The organism is Bradyrhizobium sp. ORS 111 (assembly GCF_045571485.1).
Taxonomy (GTDB): Bacteria; Pseudomonadota; Alphaproteobacteria; order Rhizobiales; family Xanthobacteraceae; genus Bradyrhizobium.
In genome coordinates this window covers 7,616,251-7,630,975 of record NZ_CP120701.1, presented here as the reverse complement: position 1 = coordinate 7,630,975, position 14,725 = coordinate 7,616,251, and the positions used below count along the sequence as shown (strand labels likewise).

At 64.3% G+C, this 14,725-nt stretch carries 10 protein-coding genes; 5 read left to right on the top strand and 5 right to left on the bottom strand.

Features of this window, described 5'->3' with window-relative positions; genetic code table 11:
- The first annotated feature begins 128 nt into the window (after positions 1–128).
- The gene (locus P6U30_RS35290; RefSeq protein ID WP_407167269.1) at positions 129–755 is read left to right on the top strand and encodes a glutathione S-transferase family protein; all 627 of its coding nucleotides are present in this window, start codon (positions 129–131) and stop codon (positions 753–755) included.
- Between the two features lie 386 nt (positions 756–1,141).
- Here P6U30_RS35290 and maiA read toward each other — a convergent pair whose 3' ends face one another.
- The 3 genes from maiA to metF all read right to left on the bottom strand — a co-directional run bounded on the left by maiA (position 1,142) and on the right by metF (position 6,754).
- Positions 1,142–1,801 carry a maleylacetoacetate isomerase gene (gene maiA / locus P6U30_RS35285; RefSeq protein WP_407167268.1) on the bottom strand — a complete coding sequence of 220 codons (660 nt, stop codon included), beginning with the start codon at positions 1,799–1,801 and terminating at the stop codon, positions 1,142–1,144.
- A 168-nt stretch (positions 1,802–1,969) separates the two neighbouring features.
- Positions 1,970–5,836 (bottom strand): methionine synthase, encoded by a 3,867-nt coding sequence (metH, locus tag P6U30_RS35280; RefSeq protein WP_407167267.1) that lies wholly within the window; start codon positions 5,834–5,836, stop codon positions 1,970–1,972.
- Between the two features lie 3 nt (positions 5,837–5,839).
- The gene (metF, locus tag P6U30_RS35275) at positions 5,840–6,754 is read right to left on the bottom strand and encodes a methylenetetrahydrofolate reductase [NAD(P)H] (protein WP_407167266.1); all 915 of its coding nucleotides are present in this window, start codon (positions 6,752–6,754) and stop codon (positions 5,840–5,842) included.
- Between the two features lie 394 nt (positions 6,755–7,148).
- Here metF and P6U30_RS35270 point away from each other — a divergent pair, with 394 nt between their 5' ends.
- Positions 7,149–8,162, top strand: coding sequence for an LLM class flavin-dependent oxidoreductase (locus tag P6U30_RS35270; RefSeq protein WP_407167265.1), 1,014 nt, complete (start codon positions 7,149–7,151; stop codon positions 8,160–8,162).
- Positions 8,163–8,332: 170 nt separating this feature from the next.
- Here P6U30_RS35270 and P6U30_RS35265 read toward each other — a convergent pair whose 3' ends face one another.
- Complete coding sequence (locus P6U30_RS35265; protein ID WP_407167264.1) at positions 8,333–9,193, bottom strand: prephenate dehydratase; 861 nt, start codon at positions 9,191–9,193, stop codon at positions 8,333–8,335.
- A gap of 33 nt (positions 9,194–9,226) precedes the next feature.
- Positions 9,227–9,967, bottom strand: coding sequence for a 3-deoxy-manno-octulosonate cytidylyltransferase (locus tag P6U30_RS35260; RefSeq protein WP_407167263.1), 741 nt, complete (start codon positions 9,965–9,967; stop codon positions 9,227–9,229).
- 202 nt (positions 9,968–10,169) lie between these two features.
- Here P6U30_RS35260 and P6U30_RS35255 point away from each other — a divergent pair, with 202 nt between their 5' ends.
- The 3 genes from P6U30_RS35255 (at position 10,170) to P6U30_RS35245 (ending at position 14,723) form a co-directional block, all read left to right on the top strand.
- On the top strand, positions 10,170–10,718 hold the full coding sequence (locus tag P6U30_RS35255) for a c-type cytochrome (protein ID WP_407167262.1): 549 nt from the start codon (positions 10,170–10,172) through the stop codon (positions 10,716–10,718).
- A gap of 218 nt (positions 10,719–10,936) precedes the next feature.
- A complete protein-coding gene (locus P6U30_RS35250) occupies positions 10,937–12,835 on the top strand; it encodes an extracellular solute-binding protein (protein WP_407167261.1) in 1,899 nt (632 codons plus the stop codon).
- A gap of 16 nt (positions 12,836–12,851) precedes the next feature.
- Positions 12,852–14,723: an extracellular solute-binding protein gene (locus P6U30_RS35245; RefSeq protein WP_407167260.1), complete on the top strand. Its 1,872-nt coding sequence runs from the start codon at positions 12,852–12,854 to the stop codon at positions 14,721–14,723.
- The last annotated feature ends 2 nt before the right edge of the window (positions 14,724–14,725 follow it).

The following is a 14,725-nucleotide window of genomic DNA, read 5'->3' as shown; positions in this document are numbered from 1 at the left end:
AGGATGGTGCAAAGCGCAACCCGCCAATCGCATCGTCATGCCCGGGTCTGACCCGGGCATCCATCTTCAAGGAAGCTCTTGAAACGATCGATTGCCGGGTCAAGCCCGGCAATGATGAGTATTCAACAATGTTCCTGATCGGCCAATACGACTCGCCCTTCGTTCGCCGCACGGCGATCGCGCTCAAGCTTTATGGCTTCACGTTTCAGCACAAGCCGTGGTCGACCTTCGGCGATGCCGAGCTGATCGCGCCCTATAACCCGCTGCGGCGGGTGCCGACCTTGGTGCTCGATGACGGCGAGGCGCTGATCGATTCGGCGGCGATCCTCGATTATCTCGACGAGACCGTCGGACCCGAGCGCGCGATGCTGCCGTCGAAGGGAGCTGCGCGGCGTCACCAGCTCCGGATCTGCACGCTCGCCACCGGGCTCGGCGACAAGTCGGTGAGCCTCGTCTACGAGAGCGTGCTGCGCAAGGAGCAGCTCAAGCTCTGGGTCGATCGTTGCGAGGCGCAGATCACGGGCGCACTCGACGCGCTGGAAAAGGAGCGCAGCACGATCACGACGCCCTATCTGTTCGGCGAGCGCATCGGGCATTCTGACATCGCGGTGGCCTGTGCGCTGCGCTTCACCGGCGAGGCGCATCCGCATCTGTTCGACACTCGCTACCAGGCGCTGAAGGCCCACGGCGAGCGTTGCGAGGCATTGCCGGCGTTCAAGGAGATCGTCCAGCCGCTGGCGCCGCCGAAGGGGTAGGGTCCGAGGGGCATCTCTCCAGTCGTCACCCCGGGGGCGGCGCGTCAGCGTCGAGCGCGGAACCGATTCGTCATTGCGAGCGAAGCGAAGCAATCCATCGCGCGCATACGCGAAAGCATGGATTGCTTCGTCGTGGAGCCTGTCATCGGGCGCGCGGTCGCGCGCCCCGTTGGCTCATCGCAATGACGGTGTTGAGACTTCGCGTGAGAACTATCCGCGGCGTCGTCCCGGCAAAGGCCGGGACCCATAACTACGAATGGTCATAGTTGTGCGAGGCCGGAACGACGAGCCCCGTTCACAATATCCGCTGCGGAGTATGGGTCCCCTGCTTTCGCAGGGACGACGGGCAGAGAGGTCTGTATGCAAAAGCTGCGGCTCGCCCGCTCCTACTTCGCCCGCATCGCCTCCGGCGTGTCGGGCTGCGCGGACGGATGTGCCTTGGCGAAGGCCGGCAGCGCCATCGCGGTCTCGTGGATGCGCTTCACGGTCGGCCAGGGCGACAGGCTGATCTGCTGGTTGACCGCCGCGGTGACATGGCTGACCAGGCAGATGTCGGCGAGACCAGGCATATCGCCGTGGCAGAACTGACCGGTCGCCTTGTCGCCGGCGAGGTGGCCTTCGAGCGCGACCAGCGTCTCGACCGTCCAGTGCCGCCGCCAGGCGCTTTGCTGGCTGTCGCGCAAATCGAGCTCGCGGTCGAGATAGCGCCGCACCCGCGGCGTCAGCAGCGGATGGCCCTCGCAGGCGACCATCAGTGCCAGCGCGCGCACCCGGGCCCGGCCGAGTGCATCGGCCGGCAGCAGTGGCGGGTCCGGATGGGTCTCGTCGAGATAGTCAATGATCGCGAGCGACTGCACCAGCACGTCGCCGTCGTCGGTCACCAGCGCCGGCAGCGCCATTTGCGGATTGAGCTTGCGATAGGCGTCAGTGCGGTGCGCGTCCGCATCGAGATCGACCACGATCACCTCGGCCGGCACCTGTTTCAGGTTGAGCGCGATCCGCACCCGAAAGCTCGCCAGCGACCGCCAGAAGGAGAAGAATTGCATGGGCAGCTCACTCCGCGATTCTTCCCCTCTCCCCTTGTGGGAGAGGGTGGACGCGATGCGAAGCATCGCGGACGGGTGAGGGGTTTGTGTCCGTGGATAGAGACCCCTCATCCCTCGCGGACTGCGTCCGCGACACCTTCTCCCACAAGGGGAGAAAGGAAGGAAGAGTTACCCCGCGCCCACCTTCTTCTTGCGCCAAGCCAGATGCACGGCGCAGGTGCAGCCCTGCGGGTGCGAGGCGAGATCAGCTTCCGCAACGTCATTGGCCGGCGTGGCGGCCGGCGCGATCGCAGGCTCCTTGGTTCCATCCTGCGACGGGATGTAGTTCAGGATCGGCGCGAGCCAGCGCTCGATCTCGGCGGGCGTCATGTCCTTGCGCGCGGCGTAGTCCTCGACCTGGTCGCGCTCGATCTTGCCGACGCCGAAGTAGAAGCTCTCCGGATGCGAGAAGTAGAGCCCCGAGACCGAGGAGCCCGGCCACATCGCAAAGCTCTCGGTGAGTTTCACGCCGGCGGTGTTCTCGGCATCGAGCAGAGCAAACAATGTCCGCTTCTCGGTGTGGTCGGGCTGCGCCGGATAGCCCGGCGCCGGGCGGATGCCGTCATATTTCTCGAGGATCAGCTCCTCCGACGTCCAGGCCTCGTCGGGCGCATAGCCCCAGAACTCCTTGCGCACGCTCTGGTGCATGCGCTCGGCAAAGGCCTCGGCCAGGCGGTCGGCCAGCGCCTTGCACAGGATCGAGGAGTAATCGTCGTTGGCGTTCTTGAAGCGATCGGCGACTGCATCCTCGCCGATCCCGGCGGTAACGACGAAGCCGCCGATATAGTCGGCTACGCCCGACTCCTTCGGCGCGATGAAGTCCGACAGCGCGGCGTTGAAGCGGCCCTCGCGCTTCTCGAGCTGTTGGCGCAGGGTGTGGAAGGTCGCGATCTTGTTCGTCCGAGTTTCGTCCGCATAGACTTCGATGTCGTCGCCGCTGGTGTTGGCCGGCCAGAAGCCGATGGTGGCGCGAGCGGTGAACCACTTCTCCTTGATGATCGTGTCGAGCATCTTGCGCGCGTCGTCATAGAGCGAGCGGGCGACTTCGCCGATCTTGGGATCGTCGAGAATCGCCGGGAAGCGGCCGGCCAGCTCCCAGGTCTGGAAGAACGGCGTCCAGTCGATGAATTCTGCGAGCTCGGCGAGGTCGTAGGCATCGAAGCTCTTCAGGCCGAAGAAGGCCGGCTGCTTCGGCGGCGCAGCGGCGAAGTCGATCGCGACCTTGTTGGCGCGTGCCTCGGCAAGCTTCAGCCGCTTCTTGTCGGCCTGGGCGCGGAAATGCGCCGCGGAGATCTTGGCGTATTCGGCGCGCACCTCGGCGGCATAGGCCTGCTTCTTCTCGGGCGACAGCAGCGAGGAGGCGACGCCGACCGCGCGGCTCGCGTCATTGACGTGCACCACAGGCCCGCTGCGATAATTCGGATCGATCTTGACCGCGGTGTGCACCCGGCTGGTGGTGGCGCCGCCGATCAAAAGCGGCAGCTTCAGGCCCTGCCGCTCCAGCTCGCCGGCGAGGAAACTCATCTCGTCGAGCGAGGGCGTGATCAGGCCGGACAGGCCGATGATGTCGGCACCCTCCGCCTTCGCGGTCTCGATGATCTTGTTGGCGGGCACCATGACGCCAAGGTCGATGACCTCGAAATTGTTGCACTGGAGCACGATGCCGACGATGTTCTTGCCGATGTCGTGGACGTCGCCTTTCACGGTCGCCAGCACGATCTTGCCGGCGGCGCTGCGGCCGTCGCCGGTCACGCCGTTGGCGAGGTTGCGCGCCTTCTCCTCCTCCATGAACGGCATCAGATAGGCGACCGCCTGCTTCATCACGCGCGCGGACTTCACCACCTGCGGCAGGAACATCTTGCCGTCGCCGAAGAGATCGCCGACCACGTTCATGCCGGCCATCAGCGGCCCCTCGATGACATCGAGCGGGCGGGACGCGTTCTGCCGGGCGGCCTCGGTATCCTCTTCGATGAACTCGGTGATGCCGTGCACCAGCGCATGGCTCAGCCGCTTCTCGACCGGCCATTCGCGCCAGGCGAGATCGGCCTCCTTGGTCTGCTTCTCCTTGCCGCGGAATTTCTCGGCTAGCGCCAGCAGCCGCTCCGACGCACCCGGATCGCGGTTGAGGATCACGTCCTCGCAAACTTGGCGCAGCTCGGGATCGATGTCGTCATAGACGATCATCTGCCCGGCATTGACGATTCCCATGTCCATGCCGGCGTGGATCGCGTGATACAGGAACACCGAGTGCATCGCCTCGCGCACCGGCTCGTTGCCGCGGAACGAGAACGACAGATTGGAGACGCCGCCCGAGATGTGGGCGCCGGGCAGGTTCTGCCGGATCCAGCGCGTCGCCTCGATGAAGTCGACGCCGTAATTGTTGTGCTCCTCGAGCCCGGTCGCGATCGCGAAGATGTTCGGATCAAAGATGATGTCCTCGGGCGGGAAGTCGAGGCGGTTGACCAGGATGTCGTAGGCGCGCTTGCTGATCTCGGTCTTGCGCGTGAACGTGTCGGCCTGCCCGCTCTCGTCGAACGCCATCACCACCACCGCGGCGCCGTGGCGCTTGGCGACCGTCGCCTCATGGATGAACTTCTCCTCGCCTTCCTTCAGCGAGATCGAGTTCACGATCGGCTTGCCCTGGATACATTTCAGGCCGGCCTCGATGACGTGGAATTTCGAGGAATCGACCATCACGGGCACGCGGGCGATGTCGGGCTCGGCGGCGACGAGGTTGAGGAACGTCACCATCGCCGCTTCCGAATCGAGCAGGCCCTCGTCCATGTTGACGTCGATCACCTGGGCGCCGTTCTCGACCTGATCGCGCGCGACCTGGAGGGCTGCGGTGTAGTCGCCCGCGGTGATCAGCTTGCGGAAGCGCGCCGATCCCGTGACGTTGGTGCGCTCGCCGACATTCACGAAGGGGATGGCGTCGGTCAGGGTGAAGGGCTCAAGGCCGGACAGCCGCAGCCGCGGCGCGATCTCGGGCACCACGCGCGGCTTGTGCGGGGCTACGGCCCTGGCGATCGCGGCGATATGGTCGGGGGTGGTGCCGCAGCAGCCGCCGACGATGTTGACCAAGCCGTCGCGGGCGAACTCGCCGATCAGTCGCGCCATGTAGTCCGGCGTCTCGTCATACTGGCCGAACTCGTTGGGCAGGCCGGCATTCGGATAGGCACAAACGAGCGTGTCGGCGACGCGGCCGATATCCGCGATATGGCTGCGCAGATCCTCCGCGCCCAGCGCGCAGTTGAAGCCGATGGTGATCGGCCTGGCGTGCCGCACCGAATGCCAGAACGCTTCCGGCAATTGGCCGGAAAGCAGGCGGCCGGACTTGTCGGTGATGGTGCCGGAGATCATCACGGGCACGTCGATGCCGCGCTCTTCGATGATCTCGGCGATCGCGTAGAGCGCGGCCTTGGCGTTCAGCGTGTCGAAGATGGTCTCGACCAGCAGCATATCGGCGCCGCCGTCGAGCAGACCGCGGGCCTGCTCGCCGTAAGCCTTACGCAAATCGTCGAAGGTCACCGCGCGGTAGCCGGGATTGGAGACATCGGGCGAGATCGACGCGGTGCGATTGGTCGGGCCAAGCGCGCCGGCCACGAAACGCTGCTTGCCGTCCTCGGCCGTGACGCGTTCGGCGGCGGCGCGCGCCAGCCTCGCGCCCTCGCGGTTCAGTTCGTAGGCGAGGTCCGACATATCGTAGTCGGCCTGCGCGATCGAGGTCGAGGAAAAGGTGTTGGTCGCGACGATGTCGGCACCGGCACGCAAGTAGGCGGCGTGGATGTCCTCGATCGCTTTGGGCTGGGTGAGGATCAGGACGTCGTTGTTGCCCTTGATGTCGCGATGGAAGTCCTTGAAGCGCGCACCGCGAAAGGCAGTCTCGTCGAACTGCAAGCCCTGGATCATGGTGCCCATGGCGCCGTCGAGCACCAGGATGCGCTCGCGGGCAGCCGCAAGCAAAGCGTTACGCTTGGGAGAAACAGGCACTTTCATGGGTCAGGCAGCTTTCTGGGCACCGTTCGGCCGGATGCCGAGCAGATGGCTGATTGCGAACACGAGGTCCGCGCGGTTCATGGTGTAGAAGTGGAAGGTGTCGACGCCGTGCTTGAACAGCTTCTGCACCTGGCCGGCAGCCACGGTGGCGGCAACCAGCTTGCGGGTTTCGGCATCATTGTCGAGGCCGTCGAATTTTTCGGCGAGCCAGTCCGGCACGCTGGTGCCGGCGCGGGTCACGAAATTGCGGGCCTGCTTGAAATTGTGCATCGGCATGATGCCCGGCACGATCGGAATCTCGATGCCGCGCGCTCGCACCCTGTCGACATAGCGGTGGTACAGGTCGTTGTCGAAGAACACCTGGGTGATCGCGCGCGTCGCGCCGGCATCGACCTTGGCCTTCAGCGTGTCGATGTCGGCCTCGAAGCTGGCGGCTTCCGGATGCTTCTCGGGATAGGCCGAGACCGAGATCTCGATATCGCTGTGGCGCTTCTTGATCCCGGCGACGAGCTCGGCCGAGCCCTGGTAGCCGTCCGGATGGGTGAAATAGGGCGTTCCGATACCGCCCGGCGGATCGCCGCGCAGCGCGACGATGTGGCGAACGCCGACCTCGTAATAGCGGTCGACGATCTCGTCGATCTCGCCGCGCGCGGCGCCGACGCAGGTCAGATGCGCGGCCGGCAGCAGTGCAGTCTCTCGCAGGATGCGCGTGATGGTCGAATGGGTGCGCTCGCGAGTCGAGCCGCCGGCGCCATAGGTCACCGAGACGAAGTTCGGCGTCAGCGGCGCCAGGCGGTTGATCGTGTCCCACAGATTGCGCTCCATCTCTTCGGTCTTCGGCGGGAAGAACTCGAAGGAGATCTTGGGGACTTTGGGCGCGCGGTGCCCGTTCGAAGCGGGCGAGGTGATCTCGGTCATGATACGCAAGGGCTCCGCAACACGTGGGCAGCGTCTGGCTCGAATATGGAGGCCTCAAGATAAGCGAAATGGTCCTCTCCATACAGCCCATCCGATATGGGAAATTGCCCACTATGGGCCGATATGTGGTTCGATCCGCTTGGCAGGCAAGGAGAGTGGGTAGATAGGTCGGGCATCGTCAAAAGATTAAGATATTGAAAATGTTGTATAAAAATCAAGTGCCTGACCGGCTTACTTGGCTATGGGTGTGGGGAAGGTGATCGCTGCTAGCGAACTATTATATTTCGTCCCAAATTTGCGCGATGCCGGCCACGGGTACCGACCGTTCGGAGCGGGATCGACCTGCGCCGCCGGGGCCTTTGTTGACTCTGCCAGCCACACTAGGTTGTTCGCCATGATCCCGCTGTCCGTCCTCGACCTGTCGGTCGTCACGTCAGGCACCAAGCCGGCCGCCGCGCTGCGTAACAGCATCGACCTGGCGCGCCACGTCGATGAGCTCGGCTATACCAGGTACTGGCTTGCCGAGCACCACAACCTCGCTTCGGTTGCGAGTCCGGCGCCCGACCTGATGATTGGGCAGATTGCGGCGGTGACGCAGAACATCCGTGTCGGCTCCGGTGGCGTGATGCTGCCGAATCACGCGCCGCTGGTGGTCGCCGAGCGCTTCAAGATGCTGGAGGCGCTGTTTCCCGGCCGCATCGATCTCGGCCTCGGCCGTGCGCCCGGCACCGACGGTGCCACGGCCTACGCGCTGCGCAGCCGGCTCGACCGCCGCGAGGGCGACGATTTCCTCGAACGACTGCATGAGCTGACCTTGTGGGAGACGCGCGATTTTCCCGCCGGCCATCCCTACAACAAGGTGGTGGCGATGCCGGACGATGCGCCGCTGCCGCCGATCTGGCTGCTCGGCTCCAGCGATTATTCCGCCGAGCTCGCCGCGCAGGTCGGAATGGGCTTCGCCTTCGCGCATCATTTCGCGACCCATGACGCGGTTGCCGCGATGACCAACTATCGCGCGCATTTCACGCCGTCGGGCTGGCGCGCCGCGCCGGCGGCGATCCTCGCGGTCGCCGTCGTCGCGGCCGAGACCGATGCGGAAGCCGAGACGCTCGCGATGTCGATGGATCTCAATCGGCTGCGCCGCGACCGCGGCCAGTATCTGCCGCTGCCAAGCGTCGAGGAGGCGGAGGCCTATCCCTACACCGACGCCGATCGCGCCTCGATCGCACGCAACCGCTCGCGGTTGTTCGTCGGCAGCCCCGCGACCGTGATGGCCAAGCTGCAGCCACTGATCGCAGCGACCCAGGCCGACGAGTTGATGGTGATCACCGCGGTCTACGACCACGAGGCGCGGAAGAAGTCCTACAGCCTGCTCGCCGAGGCGTTCGGGCTGAAGAGGGCGGCGTAATGATCGTCGTCCCGGCCTAGTGCGCAATTGCGCACGGGGGCCGGGACCCATAACCACCTATGGTGATTGTTGCGCCATTCTTGAACGACGAGTCCCACCCGCAACGTCCGCTGCGGCGTATGGGTCCCGGCCTTCGCCGGAACGACGCTTGGAAAGAGCGCGCGTGCGGCTCAGTCCTGCCGCTCGCTGAAGGTCGCGCGGAACGGATGGCCGGGATAGACGCCGACGATGCGGAATTCGCGCGAGAAGAACTTCAATTCCTCGAGCGCAAAGGCGAGTCCGCGGTCGTTGGGGTGACCGTCGACGTCGGCATAGAATTGCGTGGCGAAGAAGTTGCCGTCGACCATGTAGCTCTCGAGCTTGGTCATGTTGACGCCGTTGGTGGCAAAGCCGCCGAGCGCCTTGTAGAGCGCCGCGGGCAGGTTGCGCACTCGGAAGACAAACGTGGTGACCAGCGGTCCCGAGCCCTGCTCGGCCCATTTGGCCTCGCGCGCCAGCACCACGAAGCGGGTGGTGTTGTGGGCCTCGTCCTCGATGTCCTCGGCGAGGATGTCGAGACCGTAGATCTCGGCGGCGAGCCGCGAGGCGATCGCCGCCACGCTGCTATCGCCGCGGTGGGCGATGTCGCGTGCGCTGCCGGCGGTGTCGCCGGCGACGAGCGGCCGGATGCCAAGCTTGCGGATCATGCGCCGGCACTGGCCGAGCGCGTGGACATGGCTCTCCACGGTCTTGATGTCGGCGAGCTTGGTGCCTTTGATCGCCATCAACTGGTGGCGGACCGGCAGGAACCACTCGCCGACGATGAACAGGCCGGAGTCCGGCAGCAGATGGTGGATGTCGGCGACGCGGCCGGCGACCGAATTCTCGATCGGGATCATGCCGAGTTCGGCCTCGCCCGAGGAGATCGCGGCCAGCGCGTCCTCGAACGTCGCGCAGGGCATCGGCTCGGCGTTCGGATAGGCCTCGACGATCGCGATATGGGAATTGGCGCCAGGCTCGCCCTGGAACGCGATTTTCAGCTTCTTGGTCATGGTCTCTTTCCTGCGGGGCCTTTTAGCACCCGGTCAGGCTTTGGAAAGTATCCGCCTGGCGGTTTCGAGGTCGGCGGGAGTGTCGACGCCCCGCGGGACGGTGTCGACGATGGTGACGTCGATCCGCATCCCGGCCTCCAGGGCGCGAAGCTGCTCGAGCTTCTCCTGCAATTCCAGCGGTGAGGGCGGCAGCCGCACGAAACGCTCCAGCGCGGCGCGGCGATAGGCGTAGAGGCCGATATGGTGGTAGCGCGGCCCGTCGCCATGGGGCGCGGTGGCGCGGGTGAAATAAAGCGCGCGCAGCCGGTTCGCCCCGATCGGCGAACCGACCGCCTTGACCACGCTGGGGGCCCGGTCCTCGTCCTCAGTGTGGATCTGCGAGGCGAGCGTCGAAATATCGACGGCGGGGTCGGCCAGTGCCGGCATCACGCTGCGAATGGTTTCGGGCGTGATGGTCGGGAAATCGCCCTGCAGGTTGACCACGATCTCGGCCGTACCGTCCGGATCGAGGATCGTCATCGCCTCGTGGACACGGTCCGAGCCGGACGGATGGTCGGCGCTGGTCATCACAACCTCGCCGCCTGCCGCCTTCACCGCGTCGGCGATCTCCGATGTGTCGGTGGCGACCGCAACCCGGCCGATACCGGCCGCCTCCGCTCGCCGCAGCACATGGACGATCATGGGCTGGCCCGCGATGTCCAAGAGCGGTTTTCTCGGCAGCCGCGTGGCGGCCAGGCGGGCGGGAATCAGCACCAGGGTACGCGGTTCGGTCATTCGTGTCGGGGCCCGTCCGGCCTACGGAAATTGATGGGGAGGGGGTTGAATCCGGCGCGTTTATACGGGTTGCCAGAGCGCGGGCAAACCGATATCTCAAACGCTGCTTGGGGGGCGGTGCGATAGGCCGATTCCCAGGTCCTTCCGCGCGGCCGTATTCCCGGCCTGAAGTCGACATTCAAGGCCCGGAGCCTGACCCGAAATGGACTCCTTCGAACTCAATAAGATTCTCGGTGCGCTTCTCGGCACCTGCATTGTTGTCCTGGTGACGAGCTTTGCCGCTGGCGCGGTGTTCACGCCGAAGGCGCCGGAGAAGCCTGGCTTTGAGATCGCGGTGAAGGAGGAGGCCCCTGCTGGTGGCGGCGAGGCTGCTGCGGCCAAGTCGGAGCCGATCGAGAAGCTCCTGCAGACCGCCTCCGTCGAGAAGGGCGCCGCCGCGGCCAAGAAGTGCCAGGCCTGCCACACCTTCGAGAAGGGCGGTCCGAACCGCGTCGGTCCGAACCTCTACGGCATCGTCAACGAGCCCAGGGGCGAGGGCCGCGGCTTCAACTTCTCGGCCGCGATGAAGGCCAAGGGCGGCACCTGGACCTTTGACGACCTCAATAAGTTCCTCACCAATCCGAAGGGCTTCATCCCCGGCACCGCGATGGGCTTTGCCGGCGTTCCGAAGGACAGCGAGCGCGCCGACATCATCGCCTATCTGAACTCGAATTCGGAGCATCCCGCTCCGCTCCCGACGGCTTCGAAGTAGCGATTTGGTTTTCGCGATCAAGCGGGAACGAAACGGCCAGGCAATGCCTGGCCGTTTTCGCATGGGGCATCGGGTGTCGCGGGCTTGTTATCGGGACGTTTCGCCGCAGCGGGACGGTTCCTGGGTTATTATCATGAGGAAAAAGCAACGTAATTTGTCGAACCGTTGCCTTATATTGGGTCCCATGTAACCGGGGGCCGCAAGCAGGAAAGACGAATTTGGCGATCACCCGACGACATCTTCTTCAAGGCAGCGCGCTGGCCGCAATGGCTCCCGCGCTTGGGCTCAACTCCGGCTTGTCGGTCACGCCGGCCTTCGCGGATGACGCCCCGAGCGGGCTCAAATGGCGGCATGGTCTGTCGCTCTTCGGCAACGTCAAATACCCCGCCGACTTCAAGCGATTTGACTATGTCAATCCGGATGCCCCGAAGGGCGGCCTCGTCCGGCAAATCGCCATCGGCACCTTCGACAATTTCAACATCGTCGTCTCGGGCGTGAAGGGCTCGATCGCCGGCGGTGTTGCGCAAATCTATCAATCGCTGACGACGCCCTCGCTCGACGAGGTCTCAACCGAGTATGGATTGCTGGCGGAGGCTGCGAGTTATCCCGACGATTTCTCCTATGTCGTTTATCGGCTGCGCCCTCAGGCCAAGTGGGATGACGGAGCGCCTGTCACCCCGGAAGACGTGATCTTTTCGCTCGGCGCGTTCAAGACGCATCATCCGATGTTTTCCGCCTACTACAGCCATGTGGTGCGAGCGGAGAAGGTCGGCGATCGCGAAGTGAAGTTTGTCTTCGACATGCCGGGTAATCGCGAACTGCCGCAGATCGTGGGCCAACTGACGATCCTGCCCAAGCACTGGTGGGAGGGCACCGACAGCCAAGGGCGCAAGCGTGATGTCTCCGCGACAACGCTGGAGAAGCCGCTCGGATCGGGGCCCTATCGCATCAAGGAATTCGTCGCGGGACGGACCGTGACTCTGGAGCGGGTCAAGGACCACTGGGCGCGCGATCTCCCGACCAATGTCGGCTGCTACAATTTCGACGAGCTGCGCTACGAGTATTTCAGGGACCCCACGGTTGCGATCGAGGCGTTCAAGGGCGATCAGATCGATTGGCGTACCGAGAACAGCGCGAAGGCCTGGGCGACCGCCTATAATTTTCCGGCCGTCACCGACAAACGCGTGGTGCTGGAGGAGTTTCCCAACCGCAGTTCCGGTATCATGCAGGCCTTCGCTCCGAACCTGCGTCGCGCCAAATTCGCTGATCCGCGCGTCCGGCGGGCGTTGAACTTTGCCTTCGATTTCGAGGAGATAAACAAGCAGCTCTTCTTCGGCCAGTACAAGCGCATCACCAGCTATTTCGACGGCGCCGAGGAGCTGATGGCGACAGGCCTGCCGCATGGCAAGGAGCTCGCCATTCTCGAACCGTTGCGTGGGCAGGTGCCGGCCGAGGTATTCACCACGGCCTACACGAATCCGGTTGGCGGAAATCCCGAAGCCGTGCGCGACAATCTTCGCGAGGCACTACGCCTGCTCAAGGAGGCCGGCTACGAGGTGCGCGACCGCAAGCTGGTGAATGCAAAGAGCGGCGAGCCGTTCTCGATCGAATTGCTTAGCGAGGATCCGAACTTCGAGCGGGTCATGCTGGCTTACAAGCCCTCGCTCGAGCGGCTTGGAATGTCGGTCAGTGTGCGCACGATTGATCCAATTCAATATGAGAACCGGCTTCGCGATTGGGATTTCGACATCGTGGTCGGGTCCTGGCCGGAATCCCTGTCTCCCGGCAACGAGCAGCGCGAATTCTGGGGAACGAAGGCCGCCGACGCGCCGGGATCCCGCAATATCGTCGGCATCAAGAACCCGGCAATCGACAAGCTGATCGAGCGGGTGATCTTTGCGACGGACCGCGAAGATCTCGTCGCTGCAACCAAAGCGCTCGACCGCGTGTTGTTGTGGAATCATTACGTGGTCCCACAGTGGAACTATCCGAAGGTGCGCACGGCACGCTGGGACCGGTTCGGTCGCCCGGCCGAGTTGCCGAAATACGGTCTTTCGGGATTCCCGTTGATCTGGTGGTACGACGCCGACAAGGCGGCCAAGCTCAAGAGTTCATAGGTTTAAGGATTTGCGCATGGCGCTACTCACCCGTCGGCACGCACTCGGTCTCGGCATCGGTGCGTTGAGTGCTGCAGGATTTCGCGCAGCCCCTGCAGCCGCCGACAACGGAACCGAGATGCACGGCATGTCGGTGTTCGGCGACCTGAAGTATCCGGCGGACTTTAAGCAGTTCGGCTACGTCAATGCGAAGGCGCCGAAGGGCGGGCTGTTTTCGCTGATCCCGTCGGTGCGCAGCAACAACCAGTCCTACTACACCTTCAACTCACTCAACGCCTACGTTTTGAAAGGCGAAGGCGCGCAGGGCATGGACATGACCTTCGCGACGCTGATGTCGCGCGCCAATGACGAGCCCGATGCGATGTATGGCTATGCCGCGAAATCGGTGCAGATCTCGCCGGACAAGCTCATCTACCGCTTCACCATGCGGCCCGAGGCGCGCTTCCACGACGGCTCGAAGCTGACCGCGCAGGATGTCGCGTTCTCGCTCAACGTGCTGAAGGAGAAGGGCCATCCGCTGATCATCGTGCAGTTGCGCGACTTCGTGAAGGCCGAGGCGGGCGACGATGCGACCGTCGTCGTGACCTTCGCGCCCAATCGCGCGCGCGACGTGCCGCTCTTCGTCGCGGGCCTGCCGATCTTCTCGAAGGCCTACTACGCGACGCGGCCGTTCGATGAATCGACGCTCGATGCGCCGCTGGGCTCAGGGCCGTACAAGGTCGGCAAGTTCGAGGTCAATCGCTTTATCGAATTCGATCGCGTCAAGGACTGGTGGGCCGCCGACCTGCCGGTCAATCGCGGCAGCTACAATTTCGACACCGTACGCTACGAATTCTATCGCGATCGCGATGTCGCCTTCGAAGGCTTCACCGCCAAGAGCTACTTGTTCCGCGAGGAGTTCACCGCCCGGGTCTGGGCGACCCGCTACGATTTCCCCGCGGTGAAGGACGGCCGCGTCAGGCGTGAGACGCTGCCCGACGACACGCCGTCCGGCGCACAGGGCTGGTTCATCAATACCCGCCGCGACAAGTTCAAGGATTCCCGCGTGCGCGAGGCGCTGATCAACGCCTTCGATTTCGAGTGGACCAACAAGACCATCATGTACGATGCCTATGCGCGAACGGTCTCGCCGTTCCAGAATTCGGACATGGTGGCGGAAGGACCACCTTCGCCGGAAGAGCTCGCGCTGCTCGAGCCGTTCCGCGGCCAGATGCCGGACGAGGTGTTCGCCCTGCCGTTCGTGCCGCCCATGTCCGACGGTTCGGGCCAGGATCGCACGTTGCTGCGCAAGGCGGCGCAACTGCTCAACGAGGCCGGCTGTGTGATCAAGGACGGCAAGCGGGTGCTGCCGAACGGTGAGGCGTTCACCATCGAATTTCTGGCCGACGAGCCTTCGCTGCAGCCGCACCACGGGCCCTTCATCAAGAATCTCGGGACGCTCGGCATTGATGCGACGTTCCGCCTGGTCGATGCCGTGCAGTATCGCGCCCGGGTGGAGGATTTCGACTTCGACCTGACCATGCAGCGTTTCAGCTCGTCGGCAACACCCGGCGACAGCATGCGCCCGTTCTTTTCCTCGCAGGCGGCCAAGACCAAGGGCTCCTACAATCTGGCGGGCATCTCCAGCCCCGTGATCGACGCATTGATCGAAAAGATCATCGGCGCGAACAGCCGCCATGAGCTGACGGTCGCCTGCCGCGCCTTCGATCGCGTGTTTCGTGCCGGCCGCTATTGGGTGCCGCAGTGGTACCGCAACACGCACCCGATCGCCTATTGGGATCAGTTCGATCATCCGGAGAAGCCGGCGAAATATGCGTCGGGCGTCGGCGCGCCTGACAACTGGTGGTACGATGCGGCCAAGGCCGCGAAGCTGGAACAGGCGAAGTAGCC

What these genes read in the sequence shown, in the direction of transcription:
- P6U30_RS35290 (WP_407167269.1), top strand. Translation starts at nt 129, where the DNA reads ATGTTCCTGATCGGCCAATACGACTCGCCCTTCGTTCGCCGCACGGCG.
- maiA (WP_407167268.1), bottom strand. Translation starts at nt 1,801, where the DNA reads ATGCAATTCTTCTCCTTCTGGCGGTCGCTGGCGAGCTTTCGGGTGCGG.
- metH (WP_407167267.1), bottom strand. Translation starts at nt 5,836, where the DNA reads ATGAAAGTGCCTGTTTCTCCCAAGCGTAACGCTTTGCTTGCGGCTGCC.
- metF (WP_407167266.1), bottom strand. Translation starts at nt 6,754, where the DNA reads ATGACCGAGATCACCTCGCCCGCTTCGAACGGGCACCGCGCGCCCAAA.
- P6U30_RS35270 (WP_407167265.1), top strand. Translation starts at nt 7,149, where the DNA reads ATGATCCCGCTGTCCGTCCTCGACCTGTCGGTCGTCACGTCAGGCACC.
- P6U30_RS35265 (WP_407167264.1), bottom strand. Translation starts at nt 9,193, where the DNA reads ATGACCAAGAAGCTGAAAATCGCGTTCCAGGGCGAGCCTGGCGCCAAT.
- P6U30_RS35260 (WP_407167263.1), bottom strand. Translation starts at nt 9,967, where the DNA reads ATGACCGAACCGCGTACCCTGGTGCTGATTCCCGCCCGCCTGGCCGCC.
- P6U30_RS35255 (WP_407167262.1), top strand. Translation starts at nt 10,170, where the DNA reads ATGGACTCCTTCGAACTCAATAAGATTCTCGGTGCGCTTCTCGGCACC.
- P6U30_RS35245 (WP_407167260.1), top strand. Translation starts at nt 12,852, where the DNA reads ATGGCGCTACTCACCCGTCGGCACGCACTCGGTCTCGGCATCGGTGCG.